This is a genomic window from Pseudomonas sp. NPDC089530 (genome assembly GCF_050280705.1).
In the GTDB taxonomy this organism is placed as follows: domain Bacteria; phylum Pseudomonadota; class Gammaproteobacteria; order Pseudomonadales; family Pseudomonadaceae; genus Aquipseudomonas.
Map to the genome: position 1 here is coordinate 20,338 of NZ_JBNNVU010000047.1, position 22,125 is coordinate 42,462.

Below are 22,125 nucleotides of genomic sequence, written 5' to 3' on the forward strand. Positions count from 1 at the left end.
GTTTTTTGCTCAGTTTGCAGGCCCCGTAGGCCGCGCAACCTCCGGTTGCCGCTGGGATTCAGGCCGGGCATGCTGCGAAACGATTTTCTATTTCCACGGCGGTTCGACGCCCAGCAAGGAGAACACCATGACTTCCACCCTGTTTATTACCGGCGCGACCTCCGGTTTTGGCGAAGCCTGTGCCCGTCGTTTTGCCGAGGCCGGCTGGTCGCTGGTGCTGACCGGCCGCCGCGAAGAGCGCCTCGAGGCCCTGTGCGCCGAGCTGTCAAAACAGACCGAAGTGCATGGTCTGGTGCTCGATGTGCGGGACCGCAAGGCCATGGAAGACGCCATCGCCAAGCTGCCACCGTCCTTCAGCAAGCTGCGTGGCTTGATCAACAACGCCGGTCTGGCCCTGGGGGTCGACCCGGCGCCCAAGTGCGACCTGGACGATTGGGACACCATGGTCGACACCAACATCAAGGGCCTGATGTACAGCACTCGTCTGCTGCTGCCCCGGCTGATCGCCCATGGTCGCGGCGCCGGCATCGTCAACCTCGGTTCCATCGCCGGCAACTACCCGTACCCGGGCAGCCACGTGTATGGCGCGAGCAAGGCGTTCGTCAAACAGTTCTCCCTGAACCTGCGTTGCGACCTGCAAGGCACCGGCGTGCGGGTGACCAATATCGAGCCGGGCCTGTGTGAAAGCGAGTTCTCGCTGGTGCGCTTCAAGGGCGACCAGGCGCGTTACGACGCCACCTATGCCGGCGCCGAGCCGATCCAGCCCCAGGACATCGCCGACACCATCTTCTGGGTCCTCAACACCCCGGCCCACGTCAATATCAACAGCCTGGAGCTGATGCCGGTGAGCCAGACCTGGGCCGGTTTCGCCATCGAGCGCGACAAGAGCTGATACGGATTACCCTGTAGATACCGTCTTGCCCGTTACCGGGCAAGCGCCCGCTTCGCGGTCGTTCGCAGCCTCGCCATGGCTCGGCAGCGGCTACAGGGTTTGCGATAGCCTCTACAATCCCCTGCAACAGTTCGACGGCTCCCGTTCAGCCCGCACAAGGTAGACTCCCGCCCCGCAACCCACCGCGGCCTTGCAACAAGGTCGCGATTTCAAAGGTTCTCGAGGAGGAATCGTGAGTAACCGAGGTGAGCAGGCCCTGCTCAAACAATCGACCATCCTGATGTTCGCCGTGGCGATCGCCGGGATAGTCACCGGCTTTGTTTCCGGCGCCGAATCCATTCTGTTCGATGGCTTTTTTTCGCTGATCGCCACCTTTATCAAGGTCTTGATGCTGATCACCGCCAAGCTGATCGCCAAGGAAAGCAACCATCGCTTCCAGTTCGGCTTCTGGCACCTGGAACCCATGGTGCTGCTGATCGAAGGCAGCTTCCTGCTGCTGATCGCCATCTATGCGCTGCTCAACGGCGTGTTCGGCATCATCAATGGCGGACGTGAGGTCGAACTGGGGATGGTGATCGTCTACGCGGCGGTGTTCACCGTCGTCGAGTTCGCCTATTTCTTCTATGTCCGGCACCGCAACCGCAAGCTCAAGTCGTCGCTGATCCAGTTCGACAACATCAGTTGGCTGGTGGACGCCATGCTTTCGGTGGGGCTGTTGATCAGTTTCGTCACCGCCTTGCTGCTCAAGCAGTACGGGCATGGTGAGTGGGCGGTGTATGTCGACCCGCTGATCCTGATCGTGCTGGCGCTGAGCATGCTGCCGCCGGCGTTCAAGATCCTTAAACCGGCCCTGCGCGACGTGCTGGGCATCGCCCCGGACCAACTGAACGACAAGGTTCGCGGGGTGATGGACGCCATCCAGGCCCGGCACGGTTTCGACGACTACATCTCTTACGTGCAGAAGCACGGGCGGGCGCGGTTCATCGAGATCCACATCGTGCTGCCGGCGGGTTATCCCCTGCGCGGCGTGGCGACTCTGGATGCCCTGCGCGAAGAGATATCCACAGCCCTCGGCCAGGCCGATGCCGCGCGCTGGCTGACCATCAGCTTTACCGGGGATCGCAAGTGGATTGCCTGAGGGGGTAGCGAGCGCAGGCGCTCGCGATAGCGTATCGAAGGTCAGCCGAAGTATTCAGCCAGACCGAGATAGCAGGTCGCCAGGTGATAAGGCGTGGTCGACGGCATGTCCCGGCGGCTGACCGCGCCGCTGCCGTCCAGGCATTCGTTCCAGCCCTGGGCATGCAGGAAATGCTGTTGCAGCGCCAGCAATTGGCGTTGCAGGCGTTCGGCGCTGCCTTGGCGCAAGGTCAGGGCGCGCAGGTACTCGGCCTGGGCCCAGATGCGCCGGGTGGGGTCGAGGACGCCGCCATCGAGGCTCAACATCCCGCTCACCGCACCGCTGCGGTTATCCACACCCACCTGTTCGGCGTAGGCAAAGGCCCGCTCCAACGAAGCGTGCAATGGGCTGCCGCGTAGCAGGGGCGAGGATTGCAGCAGGAAGAACCATTCGAACTGGTGCCCCGGCTCGAACCAGTTATCCACAGCGCCCAACGGCTTCTCCATCATCACCCCGTGCCGTGGCTCGATGAAGCGTTGCTGCAGGGCTGTGCACAGCGCCAGCAGGGCGTCTGCCGCCGCGGCGTCGTCACGCACGGCCAGGGTCGCGAGAAAGGCTTCGGCCAAATGCATCAGCGGGTTCTGCAACGGGCCGCAGGCCAGGGACGACCAGTCCTCGGCCAGGACCGCCTCGTACAGGCCATCGCCGCTGGCAAAACGCTCGGCCACCACCTTCAGCGCGGCATTGAGCACCGATTCCACCAGCGGCTCGCGTACCTTGGCCCAGTAATGGGCGCAGGCAAAGATGATGAAAGCGTGGGTGTAGAGGTCCTTGCGCCTGTCCAGCGGCGCGCCCTGGGCATCGATGCTGTAGAACCAGCCGCCATGTTCGGCATCGTGGAAGTGCCGTTGCAGGGAACGGAATAGCGCCGCCGCCCGCTCCGCGGCAAGCGGCACGTGGGCGTCGCCGATCAGGCTGGAAAACAGGTACAGCTGTCGGGCGCAGGCCATGGCCCGATAGCGTTGCGGCGGCAACGGGGCGTGTTCGCCGTCCAGCGCCTCGAAGGGCAATGCCAGCTCGGGATTCCAGCCTGGCCCCTGCCAGAGCGGCACGATCACCGAGCGGAAATGCTGCTGCACGGCCTGGAACAGGGCGGTCGATGCGGACGGGGAAGTGGGGCTGGAAACATCGGGCATTGGCTGGCGTCGTCACGGCAGGGTGGAATGCGCGACATGGTAGCAGAGAAGGCCCGGGGGATCGTGGTTGAGGGTAGGAGCGAGGGGGTGGAGAATTTGCCCGCAATGCATGCCTGGCGACAGACCGCGTCGCCCGTATCGCGAGCAAGCTTCGCTCCTGCAGAAGCGGTAATGGCGACTCAGCCTGCCAGCAGCCAGACGCCGGTGGCGGCCGATGCCGCGCCGGCCAAACGCACCAGAGGCGCCGCGGCCTGGGGCAGGACCCGCACCACGGCATAACCGGCGGCGTGCAGGGCCGCGGTGGCGGCGACGAAACCGGCGGCATAGGCCCAGGGGCTGGACATGTCCGGCAGCTCCAGGCCGTGGGCCACGCCGTGGAACAGGGCGAACAGCGCGGTGGCCGCTACCGCCAGGCTCAGCGGCGGACGCACGGCCAGGGCCACGGCCAGGCCGAGGGCCAGCACCGAGGCGGCAATCCCGCTTTCCAGGGCCGGCAGGCTCAGGCCTTCGAAGCCCAGCAGGCCGCCGATCAGCATGGTGCCGACGAAGGTGCAGGGCAGCGCCCAGCGCGCCGCGCCTTGTTGCTGCGCGGCCCACAGGCCGACGGCGAGCATCGCCAGCAAATGGTCGAGGCCGCCGATCGGGTGGCCGATGCCGGCCAGCAGGCCGTTGTCGCCGTGGCCCGGGTGAGCGAAGGCCAGGGCGGGAGTCAGCAGCAGGGCGAGTGCACCGAGAATGCGTTTGCAGGTCATGGACGGATTTCCTTGTCGGTTTTGGGTAAGGGGCGATCAGGCCGCGGTCAGCAGGCCCTGGCGTTCAATAAAGGCGATGATTTCCTCCAGGCCCTGGCCGGTCTTCTGGTTGCTGAAGACGAACGGCTTGCCACCGCGCATGCGCTGGGTGTCGCTGTTCATCATCTCCAGGGACGCGCCTACCAACGGCGCCAGGTCGATCTTGTTGATCACCAGCAGGTCGGACTTGCAGATACCCGGGCCGCCCTTGCGCGGCAGCTTGTCGCCCGCCGACACGTCGATCACGTAGAGGGTCAGGTCGGACAGTTCCGGGCTGAAGGTGGCCGACAGGTTGTCGCCGCCGGACTCCACCAGGATCAGGTCGAGGCCGGGAAAGCGTCGGTTCAGTTGATCCACCGCCTCGAGGTTGATCGAGGCGTCCTCGCGGATCGCCGTGTGCGGGCAGCCGCCGGTTTCCACGCCGATGATGCGCTCGGGGGCCAGGGCCTCGTTGCGCACCAGGAAGTCGGCGTCTTCGCGGGTGTAGATATCGTTGGTCACCACCGCCAGGTTGTAGCGATCGCGCAAGGCCAGGCACAGGGCCAGGGTCAGGGCGGTCTTGCCGGAGCCCACCGGGCCGCCGATGCCGACGCGCAGAGGTTGTGTGTTCATGCGACTCTCCAAAATAAAAGGCACCACAGTGACAGGCGCCCAAGTAAAAGGACCTATGAACGGAACAGACGGCTGTACTGGCGCTCATGGGCCATGCACGCCAGGGACAGGCCGAAGGCGGCGCTGCCGTAATGTTCGGGATCGATATTCGCGGCGGCGTGCTGGGCCTGTTGCAGCAAGGGCAGCAGTTCGCTGGTCAGGCGCTGGGCGGCTTGCTGGCCCAGGGGCAGGGTTTTCATCAGCACCGCCAACTGGTTTTCCAGCCAGCTCCACAGCCAGGCGGCCAGGGCGTCCTGCGGGCCGATTTGCCAGGCGCGGGCGGCCAGGGCCCAGCCCAGGGCCAGATGGGGCTCGGCGATCTGTTCGAGAAAGCTCCGGGCTGGCGCATCCAGCTCCGGCAGACCGTTCAGCAACTGTTGCAGGGAGTAGCCCATCTGCCGGCTTTCCTGATGCAGCTCACGGGTTTCGCGGCTGGCACGATGTTGCTGGCACAGTTGCAGCAGCTGCGCCCAGTCCCCGTCCGCGGCGGCCCGGCAATGGGCCAATAACAGCGGCGCCTCGAAGCGCGCGAGGTTGAGCAGCAACTGATCGCCGATCCAGCGTCGGGCGCTGTGCGGGTCGTGGACGGTGGCCTGTTCCACGGCCATTTCCAGGCCCTGGGAATAGCTGTAGCCGCCAATCGGCAGTTGTGGACTGGCCAGGCGCAGCAGGGCCCAGGCCGGGTTCATGGGTGGACGCCGAACTGGTGCAGGCGCGGCGGGTAGTTGAAGTCCTCGTCGCCATGGCGGGAATGGTGATGGCCGCCACCGTAGGCGCCATGTTCCGGCTGGAACGGCGCCTCGATGTTGGCGGTGCTGGCGCCAAGCTGTTCGAGCATGGCCTTGAGCACATAGTCGTCCAGCAGGCGCAGCCAGCCGTCGCCGATCTGCAGGGCGACGTGGCGGTTGCCCAGGTGGTAGGCGGCGCGGGTCAGCTCGAAGGCATCGCGGCAGGTGACATGCAACAGGGTTTCCGCCCGCGCACAGACCCGCACGATGCGGCCGTCCTCGGCTTGCAGGCATTCGCCGTCGTGCAGCGGTGGCTGGCCCCGCTCCAGAAACAGCCCGACGTCTTCGCCGTCGGCACTGAAACAGCGCAAGCGGCTTTTGCTGCGGGCTTCGAAGGTCAGGTGCAACTCGGCGGACCACTCGGGTTGCGGTGCGATTCTGCGATGAATCACCAGCATGTGAAGGCTTCCTGCTATGAGCGATGCAGGCTGTAGAGCAAGTGCCTTGCCAAGCGCCCGGTCTGATCGGAAACAGGTGGGAAGTGCCTGAAAAAGGGGCAGGTCTCTGTTTTATTTTGTTACAAAGTCAGGATATGTCCTGATTTATAGCACCGACTTGGTGCGCTGTGCTGTTTTTTGATGCGCGGCAAAGCGCCGCTCTGGCGCAGGCCATAGCGAGCGGATGAGGCGTCGTGGGTGGGGCGGGATTCGGCGGCGTGGCGGGGGGGTTATTCGGTGCTGCCCAGCCCCTGCCAGTGCTTGAGGCCGATAAAGATGAAACGCAACTGCTGGGTGATTTTCGCCTGGGGCGTGAGGTGCTCGGGCAGGGCCTGGGCGGGCGGGTCGATGATGTCCGGCAAGGTGGCGAACACACTTTTGACGATCAGGTCGGCCATCACCGTCAGGTCGGCGATGTTCAGGTGCTGCAGCTTGGGCATCAGGGTCAGGTCGGCTGCGAGGTCGGCGCTGATGTTTTCCCGCAGGCTGGCGATCGCCTGGCGCACCGGCAGCGAACCGCCGTACTGCTCGCGGGCGAGAAACAGGAATTGCGAGCGGTTGGCCGCCACCACATCGAGGAAGATCCGCACCGAGGCGTCGATGATGCCACCCATGACGAATTCGTTATGGCGCACCAGGCGGATGGTTTCGCGGAAGGTCTGGCCGACTTCGCTGACCAGTTCCAGGCCGAGCTGGTCCATATCGGCGAAATGCCGATAGAAACCGGTCGGCACTATGCCGGCGGTCTTCGCCACTTCGCGCAGGCTCAGGCTGCCGAATCCGCGGCCGCACTCCATCAGGTGGCGGGCGGCGTCCATCAGGGCGTGGCGAGTCTGTTGTTTCTGTTCGGCGCGGGGCAGCATCGGCTGGCGGGTGTTCTGACCAAGAGAGAGCGGCGCACTCTAGCAAATCAACTTTGCCGGCGTCGAACCTGGGAGGGGGCTGTGCTCAAGAAGTCGGTGATAGCGGCACGGCGGGCGTCAGGCCAAAACAAAGCCCGATCCAGGGACCGGGCTTTTCTGTATAGGCATCATAGGCTTGACTCGCGGCAGGGTTGCATTGGGCCAAACGGTCGTTGCCGTCTTAAACCAGACCTTTCTCTTCCAGGCGATCACGGCCGCCTTCGGCTACAGCTTGACCCAGGGGCGTGCGATCGAAGCCGTCTTCAGCCAGGGTCTGGCCTTGTGGGGTGCGGTCGCTACCGTCGGCAGCCAGGGTCTGGCCTTGTGGGGTACGGTCGCTACCGTCGGCAGCCAGGGTCTGGCCTTGTGGGGTGCGGTCGCTACCGTCGGCAGCCAGGGTCTGGCCTTGTGGAGTGCGGTCGCTACCATCGGCGGCCAGGGTCTGGGTGAATACCGAGGTGCTGGCTTTGACTTGCGGGGTAGCCTGTTCGGCGGCTGGCAGGGCGAAAGCGTTGGCGGCCAGGATCGAGAGGGTCAGGCTGAGCAGTAATTGGCGTTTCATGATGAGTGGCTCCTTGGGAGGGCGATAAAGTGGGTACGGAGCCAATGTTACGCGCGATAATTCGATATAAAAGTTCATAACCACAATGGTAATAATCAACAGAATTGATTGTTCAGCTCAACAGCTCTAGAACGGGCGTTTCCGAAGAGCGGTCTGGCACCGGAATGGGTATTTTCGACCCAGTCGCGCCCCGAAAACGTGCGGCAGCGGTAACGCCAACCTGGCGCTTCGGTCAAAAAAATCCGCTTTTTTATCGCTGATTCGCCGCCCGCGGGTTAAACCTGCGGGCCGTTTGTCAGTCGTAGTTCCCATGACCGGTGGATTTCAACCCCGGCAGTTCACAAGGGCGTCGCGAGTCAGGCGCCCGGTAGGTAGTCAGGAGCCCTGTGCATGACGCGCACTCGTAAAATTCTCGCCTGGACAGTCGGTAGCCTTTGCCTGCTGCTGGCCGTACTGGTACTGATCATCGCGTTCTTCGACTGGAACCGGATCAAGCCGCCCCTCAATGCCAAAGTCACCGAAGAGCTGCATCGCCCCTTCGCCATCAACGGCAACCTGGCGGTGATCTGGCAGCGCGAGCCGGACGAAGGCGGCTGGCGGGCCTGGGTGCCGTGGCCCCATGTGGTGGCCGAGGACCTGACCCTGGGCAACCCCGAGTGGTCCAAGACGCCGCAGATGGTCAGCCTCAAGCGCGTCGAATTGCGCATTGCGCCCCTGGCCCTGCTGGCGCAGCGCGTGCGCATTCCGCGCATCGACCTCACCGAGCCCAATGCCGCCCTGGAGCGCCTGGCCGACGGCCGTGCCAACTGGACCTTCCAGTTCGACCCGGCCGACCCCGAGGCCGAGCCCTCCAGTTGGGTGGTGGATATCGGCGCGATCGGCTTCGACAAAGGCCATGTCACCCTCAACGACCAGCGCCTGAACACCCGCCTCGACCTGCTGATCGATCCGCTGGGCCAGCCGATTCCGTTCAGCGACATCGTCGGCGACAAGGCGGCGAAGAAAGCCGAGGAGAAGGGCGCTGCGCCGCAGTCCTATGCCTTTGCCATCAAGGCCAAGGGGCAGTACCACGGCCAGGCGCTTGCCGGTTCCGGCAAGATCGGCGGCCTGCTGGCGCTGCAGGAGGCGAGCAAGCCGTTCCCGCTGCAGGTCCAGGCGAAGATCGGCGATACCCGGGTCGAACTGGCCGGCACCCTGACCGACCCGCTCAACCTCGGCGCGCTGGACCTGCGCATGAAGCTGGCCGGCAGCAGCCTGGGCAACCTGTACCCCCTGACCGGCGTGACCCTGCCGGACTCGCCGGCCTATGCCACCGACGGCCACCTGAGCGCGCAATTGCGCGATCCGACCGGGGCGAAATTCAGCTACGAGGACTTCAACGGCAAGATCGGCGACAGCGACATTCACGGCAACCTGACCTACGTCGCCAGCCAACCACGGCCCAAACTGACGGGTACCCTGGTGTCCAACCAACTGCTGTTCAGCGACCTGGCGCCGCTGATCGGCGCCGACTCCAACGCCGAGCAGAAAGCCCGGGGCGGCGACAGCAAGCAGCCGGCGGACAAGGTGCTGCCGGTGGAAGAGTTCCGTACCGAGCGCTGGCGCGACATGGACGCCGATGTCGAATTCACCGGCAAGCGCATCGTCCACAGCGACGACCTGCCCTTCACCGACCTCTATACCCACCTGGTGCTCGACGATGGCCGCCTGAGCCTGGAACCGCTGCGCTTCGGCGTGGCCGGCGGCAAGCTGGACGCGCAGATCCGCCTCAATGGCCAGGCTGCGCCGCTGGAGGGCCGGGCCAGGCTGACTGCGCGCAACTTCAAGCTCAAGCAGCTGTTCCCGACCTTCGAGCCGATGAAGACCAGTTTCGGCGAACTCAATGGCGACGCCGATATCGCCGGGCGCGGCAATTCGGTGGCGGCCCTGCTGGGCAGCGCCAACGGCGATTTGAAGATGCTGATCAACGACGGCGCCATCAGCCGCAGCCTGATGGAAATCGCCGGGCTCAATGTCGGCAACTATGTGATCGGCAAGATGTTTGGCGACAAGGAAGTGAAGATCAACTGCGCCGCCGCCGACTTCGGCATCAAGACCGGCCTGGCCACCAGCCGCCTGTTCGTGTTCGACACCGAGAACGCGATCATCTACATCGACGGCACCGCGAACATGGCCAGCGAACAGCTGGACCTGACCATCACCCCGGAGTCCAAGGGCCTGCGCCTGTTCTCCCTGCGCTCGCCGCTCTATGTGCAGGGCAAGTTCAGCAAGCCGTCGGCCGGGGTCAAGGCCGTACCGCTGATGCTGCGCGGTGCCGGCATGGTGGCGCTGGGGGTGATTGCCGGGCCGGCGGCCGGCTTGCTGGCGCTGGTGGCGCCCAGCGGCGGCGAGCCGAACCAGTGCGCGCCGCTGCTTGAGCAGATGCGTTCGGGCAAGGCGCCGGTGGCGGTCAAGTCGACTCGCTAAACCCCACCGCTCCTACAGGTCATGCGGTGGCTGTCAGCCGGCGGCGAGCAGCGGATGCCCGGCCGCCTGGGCCTCTTCGCGCAACCACTGGAAAAACGCCCGCACCGGCGGATGCCGTTCGCGCCCGGGCACGCACAGCGCGCTGTAGCCGGCGCCATCGACGTGGATCTCCGGGCGGTACGGCACCAGCAGGCCGCTGGCCACGCTTTCCGAGACCAGGATATTGCTCGCCAGCACCAGGCCCTGGCCGGCGATGGCCGCCTGCAGGGCATAGTGCTCTTCGTCGTACTCGCGAAACACCGGGCGGTCCTGCATCCAGCTTTCCTGCGCCTTGTCGCACCAGGCCTCCCAGCCGTGGGCGTAGAGCTTGGAGTTGTGCCAGCGCACGCTGATCAGCGTCGGCGTCTGCTGGCGGGCCTGGAGCACCTGCTCCGGCGAGCCGTAGACCGCAAAGCACTCGTCGAACAGGCACAGCCCGTAGAGATTCGGGTAGTCGTCCAGGCTGTAGCGCACCACCAGATCGATGCTCGCGTCCTGATGCAGGTCGATGACGTCGCAGTTGGTGTCCAGGCGCAGGTTGATGTTCGGGTGGCGGGCATAAAAACGCCCCAGGCGCGGCACCAGCCACAGCGCGGCGAAGGCCGGCGTGGTGGAGAGCATCAGGTTCGCGCCGCTGCGTTGCGGACGCAGGCTGTCGACGCTCTGCGCCACTTCCAGCAAGGCGCCGTGCAGGCTGTGGAACAGGCGTTCGCCGCATTCGGTCAGGCGCACCTGGCGCGGCAGGCGCTCGAACAGCGGCACCCCGAGCCAGTTTTCCAGGGCGCGGATCTGGTGGGAAATCGCCGTGGGCGTGACCGACAGCTCTTCGGCGGCGGCCTTGAAACTCAGCAGCCGGGACGCGGATTCGAAGGCACGCAGGGCGGTCAGCGGCAGGTTGGCAAACATAAGGGGCACCTTATGGATGAAATGGATTCACCCTGATCAACTATTGCTCATTTGTTCCTGAGGGCCTGTATCAATAGCTTTATTCCTCACATGGCAAGGCTTACGCGGCCTTGCTGGACGACCCAGGACGAGGAATGACAGATGAGCAGGATTCTAGCAGTACATGGCAGCCCCCGTGGCGAACGCTCCCATTCGCGGCGGCTGACGGAGCACTTTCTCCAGGCCTGGCTCGAGGCCCATCCCCAGGGCCGGCTGACGCGCCGGGAAGTGGGTCGGGCGGCGCTGCCCCATATCAGCGAGGCTTTCGTCGCCGCGGCCTTCCATCCCGAGCCGCAGGCGCGGCCCTTGTCGATGCAGGCCGACCTGGCCCTGAGCGACGAGCTGGTGACGGAACTGCTGGAGCATGAGCTGCTGGTGATCTCGGCGCCCATGTACAACTTCAGCGTGCCCAGCGGCCTCAAGGCCTGGGTCGATCACCTTGTGCGCCTGGGCCTGACCTTCAATACGGTCCAGGACAACGGCATCGCCCAGTACGAGCCATTGGTCCGGGGCAAGAAGGCGCTGATCGTCACCAGCCGCGGCGGGTTCGGCTTTGGCCCGGGAGGCGAGCTGGAGTCCATGAACCATGCCGACCCCTGGTTGCGCACCGCCCTGGGCTTTATCGGCATCGACGACGTTACGGTGGTCGCGGCGGAAGGCGAGGAGTCGGCCGAGCGCAGCTTCCAGGTGTCCTGCGCCGAGGCCGAGCAACGTTTGCTGGCGCTGGCGCGGACCTTCTGAGGAGGCGACATGGCCTGGCTGTTCCTGCTGATCGCCGCCGCCTTCGAAGTCACCTTCGCCATGGGCATGAAGTACGCCGAGGGCTTCACCCGGCTATGGCCGTCGCTGCTGACGGTGGTGGCCGCGGTGGGCGGTGTCTACTTCCTGACCCTGGCGATGCGCGAGCTGCCGGTGAGCATCGCCTACCCGATCTGGACCGCCATCGGTTCCCTGGGCACGGTGTTCCTCGGCTTTGCCTTGCTGGGGGAGAGCCTGACGCTGGTCAAGCTGCTGTCGGTGGGGCTGATCGTGGCCGGGGTGGTGGGGCTGAAATAAGTGGCGGCAGGTGGGCTTTTCGCGAGCTTGCTCGCGATGTCATAAAGTGGTCGTGAAGCTGTCATCCTGGCTGTCGATGCTCTTGGCTGCTGTCCTGTATCCAGCCTTGGGCGTTTTCCCGACAGTCGCCCGACCACAAGGACGTTCACATGTCCCAAGAGCTCGCCACGCGTTACCCGCTGGTCCTGGTCCCCGGCATGCTCGGGTTTGTCCGGCTGGTGTTGTATTCCTACTGGTTCGGTATCGAGGCGGCGTTGCGTCGCGGCGGGGCCACGGTGATCGCGGTACAGGTCTCGCCGCTCCATTGCTGCGAGGTCCGCGGCGAGCAGTTGCTGGCGCGGATCGAGGAGATACGGCGCGAAACCGGCGCGGACAAGGTCAATCTGATCGGTCACAGCCAGGGGGCGCTCACCGCTCGCTACGCCGCGGCCAAACGCCCGGAGTGGGTGGCCTCGGTGACCTCGGTGGCCGGGCCCAACCATGGCTCCGAGCTGGCCGATTACATCGAGCGGCACCACTCCATCGATACCCTGCGCGGGCGTGTGCTGAGTCTGGTCCTGCGCATGCTGGCGGTGCTGATGAGTTGGCTGGACACCGGCTATCGCGGGCCGAAGCTGCCGGCGGATATCCATGCCGCGCATCGCTCGCTGACCAGCGAGGGCGTGGCGCTGTTCAACCGGCAGTATCCCCAGGGGCTGCCGCAAACCTGGGGCGGGCAGGGGCCGGAAGAGGTCGGCGGAGTGCGGTACTACTCCTGGTCCGGCACCTTGCAGCCGGGCCGGACCGACCGCGGGCGCAACCTGTTCGACGGCACCAATCGCAGTTGCCGGCTGCTGGCCAGGAGCTTCGTTCGCGAAGCCGGGCAGTGCGATGGCATGGTCGGCCGCTACAGCTCGCACTTGGGCACGGTGATCGGCGACGACTACCCCCTCGACCACTTCGATATCGTCAACCAGTCGCTGGGACTGGTGGGCCGGGGCGCCGAGCCGATCCGGCTGTTCGTCGAGCATGCGCAGCGCTTGAAGGCGGCCGGGGTGTAGCTAGCGGGCATACCGATACCCCTTCGCAGGAGCGAGGCTTGCCCGCGATGGCTATCGATCAGGCCACGCTGGCCTTGCGCCCCAATGCCGTGGTCCAGCGCTCCGAAAGAATCACCCCGCCCAGGGTCAGCACCCCACCCACCAGGTGATACCACGCCAGCTGTTCATGCAGCACCACGGCGGCAATCAGTGCGGTAATCAGCGGCAGCAGGTTGAAGAACAGGGTGGTGCGGCTCGGCCCCAGGCGCACCACCGCCTGCATCCACGCCAGGGGCGCGAGCATCGAGGCCAGCAGGCAGGCATAGAGCACCAAGGGCATGTTGCGCAGGCTCAGGCCGGTTTTCGGCGAGGCCAGGAACAACGGCAACAGCACCACCACGGCCACCAGCACCTGCAGGTACAGCAGCACCAGCGGCGGCAGGCGCAGCTGCCATTTTTTCAGCAGGGTGCTGTAGACCGCGTAGGCCAGGGTGGCGACCAGCATCATCGCGTCGCCCAGGTTCACGCCGTGCTCCAGCAGCGCGCCGAGGCTGCCGGACGACACCACCACCAGCACCCCGGCGAACGACAGCAGCGCACCCACCAGGGCGCCGGCCGTCAGGCGCTGGCCGAGGCTGGCGATGGCCATGGCCAGCGACATCAGCGGCATCAGCGAAAGGATGATGCCCATGTTGGTGGCCGAGGTCAGGGTCGCGGCGAAGTAGGCCAGGCTCTGGTACACCGCCATGCCCAGCACGCCGAGGATGAAGATCTTGCCCAGGTTCGGACGGATCACCGCCCAGTGGGCGAGCACCGCCTTGAGCATGAAGGGGGTGAACAGCAGGCCGGCCAGCAGCCAGCGATAGAAACCGATCTCCGCGGGGAAGATCGCCCCCACGGCCAGCTTGTTGACGACGGTATTGCCGGCCCAGATAAAAATGGCCAGTAACGGATAAGCGTATTGCATGGGGAAAACCGCAAGGTTGATGAAGGGGGATTATCCGCTTGTCTGGATGCGAGCCTATACTCCGATCCAGACAACCCACCCTTGAATCCGGACAGCATGAGCAAAAAACACATCGACCTGCTGCCCTTCAGCGGTCTGCCGGCGCCGGTGTACTTCCGCTACGCCGATTTCGACGCCCACAGCCATGCACTGGAGCATCGCCACCCCTGGGGCTGCCTGGAGTATTCGGCCCACGGCGTGATGCACATGGAGATCGCCGGCCAGCGCTTCATGGCGCCGCCGCAATACGCCATCTGGATACCGCCGGGCACCGAGCACAGTTTCTACAGCCCGCAGCCGATCCTGTACCGCGCCGTGTGCCTGGCCCCCGAGCTGTGCCGGGCGCTGCCGCGGCAGGCCTGCACCCTGGCCATCAGCGAGATTCTCAAGGCGATCCTCAAGGACTTCGCCGCGCGCGATGTGCAGATCCCCGAGCAGGAATCGGACAGCCGCCTGGCCCAGGTGATGCTCGATCAGTTGCAGCAGGCGCCGGTGCATGACGGTTACCTGCCTTATGCCCGCAGCCCGGCCCTGCTCGGGGTGCTGGAAACCTTGCAGGCCGACCCGGGGGATAACCGCGCGCTGGCCGACTGGGCGCGGCAGATCCATGTCAGCGAGCGCACCCTGGCCCGGCAGTTCGTGCGCGAGCTGGGCATGAGTTTCGGCGAGTGGCGCCAGCGCCTGCGCTTTTTGGCCTCCATCGAGGCGCTGGACAGCTCGCGCAGCATTCAGGAGGTGGCCTTCGACATGGGCTACAGCACCGCCTCGGCCTTTATCGCGATGTTCCAGCGCCAGGCCGGTTGCACCCCCGAGCAGTACCGACGCACCAGCCTACGGAACAGGTGAAGCTGTAACAGGGTTTGTCTACACTGCGCTGGAGGCCGTGCCCGTCGGTGCGGTAACAAGGAGAAAACTCCATGAAGATGCTGCGTATCCCTGTGTTGATGGCCGGTCTGCTGCTCTGCTCCCAAGGATTTGCCGCCACTGCTGCCCAGCAGGCCCAGCAGGACAAGATGAAGTCGTGCAACGCCGAGGCCACCACCAAGGCCCTCAAGGGCGACGAGCGCAAGGCGTTCATGAGCACCTGCCTGAAGGCGACTCCAGCCGCGGCCGCCGTTCCTGCCACGCAGCAGGAAAAGATGAAGACCTGTAACGCCGACGCCACCGCCAAGGCCCTCAAGGGCGATGAGCGCAAGACCTTCATGAGCACGTGCCTGAAGAAGTAACGTCCTGCCTCACAGGCGCGGGGTTGCTTGCGATCCGGTCGCAGCGGTTTGCCTGACACACCCTGTATCGTTGATCCCCTGCGGACTCGCGCCTGTCGGCCTCGCATCGCCAGTGCAACGCTGGCAGACTGCCAATCCTTTCACGCTGTTTGTTTTGAGGCTGTATGCCAACGTTTTCTCAGCGTCATCTGTTGTTCATCAGTTGGGTGATCGTCTTCGGCGGTCTGTTGCTGATGATCCCCCTGCGCTTGTTGCCGAGCCTGCTCGCGGGCCTGCTGGTGTTCGAACTGGTCAACATGCTCACCCCGCAACTGCAACGGCTGATCGAAGGGCGGCGCGCGCGTTGGCTGGCGGTGGCCCTGCTCGGCACCCTGGTGGTCAGCGTGCTGACGCTGTTGTTCGCCGGCGCCATCAGCTTCCTGTTGCATGAAGCGGAAAACCCGGGCGCTTCCCTGGACAAATTCATGGCGGTGGTGGACAAGGCGCGCGGCCAGTTGCCGCCGTTCCTCGATTCCTATCTGCCGGCCAGCGCGGCGGAGTTCCAGGTGGCCATCGGCGCCTGGGCCAGCAAACACCTGAGCGACCTGCAACTGGTGGGCAAGGACGCGGCGCACACCTTCGTGACTTTGCTGATCGGCATGGTGCTGGGCGCGATCATCGCCTTGCAGCGCCTGCCCGACCTGACCAAGCGCAAGCCGCTGGCGGCCGCGCTGTTCGACCGCCTGCACCTCTTGGTCCAGGCCTTTCGCAATATCGTCTTCGCACAGATCAAGATTTCCCTGCTCAACACCTTCTTCACCGGGATCTTCCTCGCGGTGGTGCTGCCGCTGTTCGGCGTCAAGCTGCCGCTGACCAAGACCCTGATCGTGCTGACGTTCCTGCTGGGGCTGTTGCCGGTGATCGGCAACCTGATCTCCAACACCCTGATCACCATCGTCGGCCTGTCGCTGTCGATCTGGGTGGCCGCGGCGGCGCTGGGTTACCTGATCTTCATCCACAAGCTGGAATACTTCCTCAACGCGCGGATCGTCGGCGGGCAGATCAGCGCCAAGTCCTGGGAGCTGCTGCTGGCGATGCTGGTGTTCGAGGCGGCGTTCGGCCTGCCGGGGGTGGTGGCCGGGCCGATTTACTACGCCTACCTGAAGAGTGAGTTGAAGCTGGCGGGGCTGGTTTGATCTGACGCTATCCCTGTAGCCGCTGCCGCAGGCTGCGATAAGGTCCGCAGGACCTTCAGCGATCACAAGGTCGCCGCGGCCGTTCTCCGAACGCGGCCCGGGCCGATCGCAGCCTTCGGCAGCGGCTACAGGGGGCTGTTTCAGCCGTAACGCTTCTTGGCCTCGATCGCCAGACCGCTGCCGATGCTGCCGAAGATGTTGCCTTCGACATGGCGGGCGTTGGGCAGCATGGCCGCCACGCTCTGGCGCAGCGCCGGGATGCCGCTGGAACCGCCGGTGAAGAACACCGTATCGACCTGGCCGACGCCGACGTTGGCAGTGCCCAGCAACTGGGTGACGCTGTCGCGAATGCGCTCCAGCAGGCTGTCGATGGACGACTCGAACAGCGCCCGGCTCAGGTCGGCGTTCAGGCCCGCCTCGATCCGGTCCAGGGGCACCACGCGGTTGTCGGTGTGGGTCAGCTGGATCTTGGTTTCTTCCACTTCCATGGCCAGCCAGTGCCCGGCGCGTTGCTCGATCAGCTTGAACAGGCGGTCGATGCCGCCAGTGTCCTCGATGTCGTAGCGCATGCTGCCCAGGGCCAGCTGGGACTTCTGCGAATACACCGAGTTGATGGTGTGCCAGGTCGCCAGGTTCATGTGGGTGCTGGTGGGCATGTAGGCGCCGCTCTTCATCCGGCTGCCGTAGCCGAACAGCGGCATCAGGCCCTGCAGGCTCAACTGCTTGTCGAAGTCGGTCCCGCCGATGTGCACGCCGCCGGTGGCGAGGATGTCCTCGTGGCGGTTGTCCAGGCCACGGCGCTCGGGGGACAGGCGCACCAGGGAGAAGTCGGAGGTACCACCGCCGATGTCGACGATCAGGACCAGTTCTTCACGCTCCAGGGTCGACTCGTAGTCGAAGGCCGCGGCGATCGGCTCGTACTGGAAGGACACTTCCTTGAAGCCCAGCTTGCGTGCCACTTCGGCCAGGGTGTCTTCGGCTTCCTGGTCGGCGGCGGCGTCGTCATCGACGAAGAACACCGGGCGGCCCAGCACCACTTCCTCGAACTCCCGACCGGCGGCGGCTTCGGCGCGGCTCTTGAGCTGGCCGATGAACAGGCCCAGCAGGTCCTTGAACGGCATCGCCGTGCCCAGGACGCTGGTGTCGTGCTTGATCAGCTTGGAGCCCAGCAGGCTTTTCAGCGAGCGCATCAGCCGGCCTTCGTAGCCTTCCAGGTACTCGTGCAGCGCCAGGCGGCCATACACCGGACGGCGTTCTTCGATGTTGAAGAAGACCACCGATGGCAGGGTGATCTTGTCGTCTTCCAGCGCAATCAGCGTTTCCATGCCGGGGCGCAGCCAGCCGACAGTGGAGTTGGACGTGCCGAAGTCGATACCGCAGGCACGGGCCGCAGATGCGTTTTTCATGTCTTTCGAGTTCCGGTAAAAAACGGCCGCGCAGTGTATGTCAGTCGTTCGCAGAATCGAAGGCCGACTATCCGCTAAATCGAAACCCGGGCGCCTTGAAAGACTATTCTTCACCCCAAACTTGCAGGCATGGGCCGGGCAGCCATCGGGCGGTCGCAAGAACCGCCGCCAGCTGCCGATAAACTTCTGCTGCGCCGCGTGAGTCACAGGTATTGAGACCGGTCAGCCCCGACGCCGACCGGGCGTGCAGGCTGTGCGTCACACCGCGCGATATTGATAACGGATGGTGATCCTTAGATGGACTTCAAAGACTATTACAAGATACTCGGGGTGGCGCCGACGGCGGACGACAAGGCGATCAAGGCCGCCTATCGCAAGCTGGCGCGCAAATACCACCCGGATGTCAGCAAGGAAAAAGACGCCGAGGCCAAGTTCAAGGATGCGTCGGAAGCCTATGAAGCGCTGAAAAACGCAGACAAGCGGGCCGAGTACGACGATCTGCGGCGCTATGGCCAGCACGGCCAGCCATTCCAGGGCCCGCCGGGCTGGAAGGGCCGTGCGGACGCGGGCGGCGGCTTTGGCGGTGGCGGCGATTTCTCGGACTTCTTCAGTTCGATCTTCGGCAACCGCGGGCCGGGTTTCGGGGGTGGACAATCGCGCAGCGCCGGGCGCCGGGGACAGGACGTGGAACTGGAATTACCGATCTTTCTGGAAGAAACCCTGTCGACCGAGTCGAAGAAGGTCAGCTTCCAGGTACCGCATCACAACGCTGCCGGGCAGCACGTCAGCAACACCAGCAAGAGCCTGAACGTGAAGATCCCGGCCGGGGTCACCGACGGCGAGCGGATCCGCCTCAAGGGCCAGGGCGCGCCGGGTGTCGGTGGCGGGGCCAATGGCGACCTGTACCTGACCATCCGTTTCGCACCCCATCCGAAGTTCGATATCGAGGGCGAGAACCTGATCATCACCCTGCCGCTGGCCCCCTGGGAGCTGGCGCTGGGGACCGAGGTCGCGGTGCCGACCCTGACCGGCAGGATCAACCTCAAGGTCCCGGCCGGCAGCCAGAACGGCCAGCGCATGCGCGCCAAGGGCCACGGCCTGCTGAACAAGGCCGGGCAGCGCGGTTACTTGTTCGTGCAGCTCAAGGCGGTGATGCCCAAGGCTTCCGGCGACGACGTCAAGGCGTTGTGGAAGGAGCTGGCGAAGAAGGCCGCCTTCAACCCGCGGGAGCATTTCTGATCCGCAACCACTTCTGATCTGAAACATCTGATCTGAAACCTAGGAGTCGCTGACCATGAGCACCCTGATCGTTCAGCTGGATATGGAAGAGTTCTGCGAGGTGGCCGGCCTGCCGGCTGCCTATGTGATCGAAATCGTCGAGCACGGGATCCTCGATCCCCATGGCTCGACGCCCCCGGATTGGCGCTTCACCGATTACGAACTGGCGATCGCCAAGCGCGCCGCCAAGTTGCGCCATGACCTGGACCTGGAGTGGGAAGGCGTCGCCCTGGCGCTCGAACTGCTCGACGAAGTCCATGAACTGCGCACGGAAAACCAGATGCTCAAGCAACGCCTGGGGCGCCTGCTCGCCGATTGAGGCGGGTGCGCCGATGTTCCTGTAGCCGCTGCCGAGCCTGCGAGGCTGCGCTCGACCGCGAAGCGGTCGTAAACCGGGCCCCCCGTTCTTCCTGACCCACCGCGTGCACAGGCTTTGCGAGGACTTCGTCCTCGATCGCAGCCTCGCGGGCTCGGCAGCGGCTACGGGTGTTCGTCCTGGTCGGCGGTTACGGCGGTTCGGCGCGGGACACGCGGGGCAGGATCACGGTGAAGGTGGTGCCGTCGATATCGTTGGAGCTGACCTCGATGCTGCCCTGGTGGGCGATGACCACTTCCTTGACGATGAACAGCCCCAGGCCAAGGCTGGTGGGCGGGCCGCCGAGTTCTTCGCTGGCGTTACGCACCAGCGGGTCGAACAGGGTATTCAGCGCCTCCTTGGGAATCGGCTGTCCCTGATTGTGAATGGTCACCTGCACTTGCTCGGCACCACCGGTGACGGTCACGGTCACCGCGCGGCTGTCGCCACCATGCTGCAGGGCGTTGCCGATCAGGTTCTGCAGCATCTGCTCGATGCGTCCGCGATCCCAGATGCCATGGCTGTCGCCCAGCAGGCTCAGGGTCGGCGTGCAGTCCGGCTGGCCGGCGTAGGCTTCGTCCATGGCCGCCTTGGCGACACTGGCCATGTCCATGGGCGCAGGTTCAATGGGCAGGCCGCTGCCCAGGCGGCTGCGCACGAACTCCAGCAGGTCGCCGACCATCGCCGTCATATGCCGCGAGCCGCTCTTGATGCGCGACACATAGGCCAGCGCCTCGGCGTCCAGCGCGACTTTGCGCGCCAGCAGCTCGGTGGACATGCTCACCGCCTGCAACGGCGTTCGCAGGTCGTGGCCGAGAATCGCCAGGAAGATATCCCGCGAGCGGTTGACCTGTTCGGCATAGGCTTCGGTGGACTCGGCCTGCGCCTCGTCGATGGCTTCGTTAAAGCGGATCATGTCTTGCAAGGACGCCAGGTCCGGCGACTCCAGGCTGGCGATCCAGAGGCGGATCACACAGGCGCGCAGGTGGCGGAACTCCGAGGTCATCTGCACCAGGTCGAAACCCACGTTGTGGCGCATCTCGCCATGGCTGGCGGCGGCTCTATCGAGGCTGGGGGTTTTCTCCGGGCCTTCGCCCCGAGCCTTGGCCATCTGTTCACTGGCGGTCTGGCTGGTTTGCATGTCGCGGGCGGCGGCAAGCAGGATCGACCTGGCGTGGGCGCGCAGTTGCAGAGGGTTCAGGGATTCGGTGTGCGGGGCGATGGACCTGGCGAACAGCTCCCATTCATCGACGATGCGCTCAAGGTGTTGCACGATGAAATCGGATAGACGCATGGCCGGGAACCCCGTCAGGCAGTCGAAAAAGCAGCAAGGTGCTTAAAATTTTAGTTCCGATACAGGCTTCCAACACGACTCGCTGCCCGGCTTTTCTGACCGAGGGCACCCGGAGGAGTGCCCGCCAGGGCCCAGGCTCTAGAACAGGAAATAACGCTGGGCCATCGGCAAGACATCCGCCGGTTCGCACCACAGCAGCACGCCGTCGGCCTTGACCTGATAGGTCTGCGGGTCGACGTCGATATGCGGCAGGTAGTCGTTGTGGATCAGGTCGGTTTTTTGCACATCGCGACAGCCCTTGACCACCGCGATCTGCTTTTTCAGCCCCAGTTGCTGGGGCACCCCGGCCGCAAGCGCCGCCTGGCTGATAAAGGTCAGGCTGGTGGCGTGCCGGCTGCCGCCGAAGCTGGCGAACATCGGCCGGTAATGCACGGGCTGCGGGGTCGGGATCGAGGCATTGGCGTCGCCCATCAGGCTGGCGGCGATGGCGCCGCCCTTGAGGATCAGCGTCGGCTTGACCCCGAAGAACGCCGGGCGCCAGAGCACCAGGTCGGCCCATTTGCCGATTTCGATGGAGCCCACTTCATGGCTGATGCCGTGGGTGATCGCCGGGTTGATCGTGTATTTGGCGATGTAGCGCTTGACCCGGAAGTTGCTGTTGCCGGCGCCGTCGCCCGGCAGCGGGCCGCGCTGGCGCTGCATCTTGTCGGCGGTCTGCCAGGTGCGGGTAATGACCTCGCCGACCCGGCCCATGGCCTGGCTGTCGGAGCTGATCATCGAGAAGGCGCCGAGGTCGTGGAGGATGTCCTCGGCGGCGATGGTTTCGCGGCGGATGCGGCTTTCGGCGAAGGCCACGTCCTCGGCGATGCTCGGGTCGAGGTGATGGCAGACCATCAGCATGTCCAGGTGTTCGTCGATGGTGTTGCGGGTGAACGGCCGGGTCGGGTTGGTCGAGCTCGGCAGCACGTTGGCGAAGCCGCAGGCCTTGATGATGTCCGGGGCGTGGCCGCCGCCGGCGCCTTCGGTGTGGTAGGTGTGGATGGTGCGGCCCTTGAACGCGCCGAGGGTGGTTTCGACGAAGCCGGATTCGTTGAGGGTGTCGGTGTGGATCGCCACCTGCACGTCGTATTGGTCGGCGACGCTCAGGCAGTTGTCGATGCTGGCCGGGGTGGTGCCCCAGTCTTCGTGAAGCTTGAGGCCGATGGCCCCGGCCTTGACCTGTTCGATCAGCGGCTCCGGCAGGCTGGCGTTGCCCTTGCCGGTGAAGCCGATGTTCATCGGGAACGAGTCTGCGGCCTGGAGCATGCGTGCCATGTGCCAGGGGCCGGAGGTGCAGGTGGTGGCGTTGGTGCCGGTGGCCGGCCCGGTGCCACCGCCGATCATGGTGGTGACGCCGCTCATCAGCGCCTCTTCGATCTGCTGCGGGCAGATGAAGTGGATATGGGTGTCGATCCCGCCGGCGGTGAGGATCATGCCCTCGCCGGCGATCACTTCGGTGCTGGCGCCGATGGCGATGGTCACGTC

The 22,125-nt window shown here is 65.0% G+C and carries 23 protein-coding genes; 11 read left to right on the forward strand and 12 right to left on the reverse strand.

What is annotated here, in order from left to right:
* Positions 1–127 precede the first annotated feature (127 nt).
* Both ACQKQA_RS18220 and ACQKQA_RS18225 read left to right on the forward strand, forming a co-directional pair.
* The gene (locus tag ACQKQA_RS18220; protein ID WP_427560410.1) at positions 128–892 is read left to right on the forward strand and encodes an SDR family oxidoreductase; all 765 of its coding nucleotides are present in this window, start codon (positions 128–130) and stop codon (positions 890–892) included.
* Between the two features lie 232 nt (positions 893–1,124).
* Positions 1,125–2,030 carry a cation diffusion facilitator family transporter gene (locus ACQKQA_RS18225; RefSeq protein ID WP_427560413.1) on the forward strand — a complete coding sequence of 302 codons (906 nt, stop codon included), beginning with the start codon at positions 1,125–1,127 and terminating at the stop codon, positions 2,028–2,030.
* A 41-nt stretch (positions 2,031–2,071) separates the two neighbouring features.
* Here ACQKQA_RS18225 and ACQKQA_RS18230 read toward each other — a convergent pair whose 3' ends face one another.
* From ACQKQA_RS18230 to ACQKQA_RS18260, 7 genes are all read right to left on the reverse strand, one after another.
* Complete coding sequence (locus ACQKQA_RS18230; RefSeq protein WP_427560416.1) at positions 2,072–3,205, reverse strand: AGE family epimerase/isomerase; 1,134 nt, start codon at positions 3,203–3,205, stop codon at positions 2,072–2,074.
* Positions 3,206–3,384: 179 nt separating this feature from the next.
* Complete coding sequence (locus ACQKQA_RS18235) at positions 3,385–3,957, reverse strand: HupE/UreJ family protein (protein ID WP_427560419.1); 573 nt, start codon at positions 3,955–3,957, stop codon at positions 3,385–3,387.
* Positions 3,958–3,993: 36 nt separating this feature from the next.
* Complete coding sequence (ureG, locus tag ACQKQA_RS18240) at positions 3,994–4,608, reverse strand: urease accessory protein UreG (RefSeq protein WP_427560421.1); 615 nt, start codon at positions 4,606–4,608, stop codon at positions 3,994–3,996.
* A gap of 53 nt (positions 4,609–4,661) precedes the next feature.
* Complete coding sequence (locus ACQKQA_RS18245) at positions 4,662–5,336, reverse strand: urease accessory protein UreF (protein ID WP_427560424.1); 675 nt, start codon at positions 5,334–5,336, stop codon at positions 4,662–4,664.
* Positions 5,333–5,833: an urease accessory protein UreE gene (gene ureE, locus ACQKQA_RS18250; protein ID WP_427560427.1), complete on the reverse strand. Its 501-nt coding sequence runs from the start codon at positions 5,831–5,833 to the stop codon at positions 5,333–5,335. The genes ACQKQA_RS18245 and ureE overlap by 4 nt, the downstream gene beginning before the upstream one ends.
* A gap of 269 nt (positions 5,834–6,102) precedes the next feature.
* The gene (locus tag ACQKQA_RS18255) at positions 6,103–6,735 is read right to left on the reverse strand and encodes a TetR family transcriptional regulator (RefSeq protein WP_427560430.1); all 633 of its coding nucleotides are present in this window, start codon (positions 6,733–6,735) and stop codon (positions 6,103–6,105) included.
* A gap of 220 nt (positions 6,736–6,955) precedes the next feature.
* Positions 6,956–7,336, reverse strand: a complete 381-nt coding sequence (locus tag ACQKQA_RS18260; RefSeq protein WP_427560433.1) for a hypothetical protein — start codon at positions 7,334–7,336, stop codon at positions 6,956–6,958.
* A gap of 390 nt (positions 7,337–7,726) precedes the next feature.
* Here ACQKQA_RS18260 and ACQKQA_RS18265 point away from each other — a divergent pair, with 390 nt between their 5' ends.
* Positions 7,727–9,802 carry an AsmA family protein gene (locus tag ACQKQA_RS18265; protein ID WP_427560436.1) on the forward strand — a complete coding sequence of 692 codons (2,076 nt, stop codon included), beginning with the start codon at positions 7,727–7,729 and terminating at the stop codon, positions 9,800–9,802.
* Between the two features lie 33 nt (positions 9,803–9,835).
* Here ACQKQA_RS18265 and ACQKQA_RS18270 read toward each other — a convergent pair whose 3' ends face one another.
* Complete coding sequence (locus ACQKQA_RS18270; protein ID WP_427560439.1) at positions 9,836–10,747, reverse strand: LysR substrate-binding domain-containing protein; 912 nt, start codon at positions 10,745–10,747, stop codon at positions 9,836–9,838.
* A gap of 141 nt (positions 10,748–10,888) precedes the next feature.
* Between ACQKQA_RS18270 and ACQKQA_RS18275 the strand changes: the two genes are divergently transcribed.
* From ACQKQA_RS18275 to ACQKQA_RS18285, 3 genes are all read left to right on the forward strand, one after another.
* Complete coding sequence (locus ACQKQA_RS18275) at positions 10,889–11,527, forward strand: FMN-dependent NADH-azoreductase (protein WP_427560442.1); 639 nt, start codon at positions 10,889–10,891, stop codon at positions 11,525–11,527.
* A gap of 9 nt (positions 11,528–11,536) precedes the next feature.
* Positions 11,537–11,842 carry a DMT family transporter gene (locus tag ACQKQA_RS18280; RefSeq protein ID WP_427560445.1) on the forward strand — a complete coding sequence of 102 codons (306 nt, stop codon included), beginning with the start codon at positions 11,537–11,539 and terminating at the stop codon, positions 11,840–11,842.
* Positions 11,843–11,991: 149 nt separating this feature from the next.
* Positions 11,992–12,882 carry an alpha/beta fold hydrolase gene (locus tag ACQKQA_RS18285; protein ID WP_427560448.1) on the forward strand — a complete coding sequence of 297 codons (891 nt, stop codon included), beginning with the start codon at positions 11,992–11,994 and terminating at the stop codon, positions 12,880–12,882.
* A 58-nt stretch (positions 12,883–12,940) separates the two neighbouring features.
* Here the strand turns inward: ACQKQA_RS18285 and ACQKQA_RS18290 are convergent, their stop codons facing one another.
* Entirely contained in the window at positions 12,941–13,828 is an 888-nt protein-coding gene (locus ACQKQA_RS18290) for a DMT family transporter (protein ID WP_427560451.1), read from the reverse strand.
* Between the two features lie 96 nt (positions 13,829–13,924).
* On the opposite strand from ACQKQA_RS18290, the gene ACQKQA_RS18295 reads away from it, so the two are divergent.
* From ACQKQA_RS18295 to ACQKQA_RS18305, 3 genes are all read left to right on the forward strand, one after another.
* Positions 13,925–14,713, forward strand: a complete 789-nt coding sequence (locus ACQKQA_RS18295) for an AraC family transcriptional regulator (protein ID WP_427560454.1) — start codon at positions 13,925–13,927, stop codon at positions 14,711–14,713.
* Positions 14,714–14,784: 71 nt separating this feature from the next.
* Positions 14,785–15,093, forward strand: coding sequence for a PsiF family protein (locus ACQKQA_RS18300; protein WP_427560457.1), 309 nt, complete (start codon positions 14,785–14,787; stop codon positions 15,091–15,093).
* Positions 15,094–15,257: 164 nt separating this feature from the next.
* Positions 15,258–16,268, forward strand: a complete 1,011-nt coding sequence (locus tag ACQKQA_RS18305) for an AI-2E family transporter (RefSeq protein ID WP_427560459.1) — start codon at positions 15,258–15,260, stop codon at positions 16,266–16,268.
* A gap of 140 nt (positions 16,269–16,408) precedes the next feature.
* Here the strand turns inward: ACQKQA_RS18305 and ACQKQA_RS18310 are convergent, their stop codons facing one another.
* Entirely contained in the window at positions 16,409–17,674 is a 1,266-nt protein-coding gene (locus ACQKQA_RS18310) for an Hsp70 family protein (protein ID WP_427560461.1), read from the reverse strand.
* Between the two features lie 297 nt (positions 17,675–17,971).
* On the opposite strand from ACQKQA_RS18310, the gene ACQKQA_RS18315 reads away from it, so the two are divergent.
* The gene (locus ACQKQA_RS18315) at positions 17,972–18,913 is read left to right on the forward strand and encodes a DnaJ C-terminal domain-containing protein (protein WP_427560464.1); all 942 of its coding nucleotides are present in this window, start codon (positions 17,972–17,974) and stop codon (positions 18,911–18,913) included.
* Positions 18,914–18,968: 55 nt separating this feature from the next.
* Entirely contained in the window at positions 18,969–19,271 is a 303-nt protein-coding gene (locus ACQKQA_RS18320) for a chaperone modulator CbpM (RefSeq protein WP_427560467.1), read from the forward strand.
* Between the two features lie 187 nt (positions 19,272–19,458).
* Here the strand turns inward: ACQKQA_RS18320 and ACQKQA_RS18325 are convergent, their stop codons facing one another.
* On the reverse strand, positions 19,459–20,601 hold the full coding sequence (locus ACQKQA_RS18325) for a sensor histidine kinase (protein ID WP_427560470.1): 1,143 nt from the start codon (positions 20,599–20,601) through the stop codon (positions 19,459–19,461).
* A gap of 138 nt (positions 20,602–20,739) precedes the next feature.
* Positions 20,740–22,125: urease subunit alpha (ureC, locus tag ACQKQA_RS18330; RefSeq protein WP_427560472.1), on the reverse strand; the 1,386-nt coding region annotated here is incomplete at its 5' end.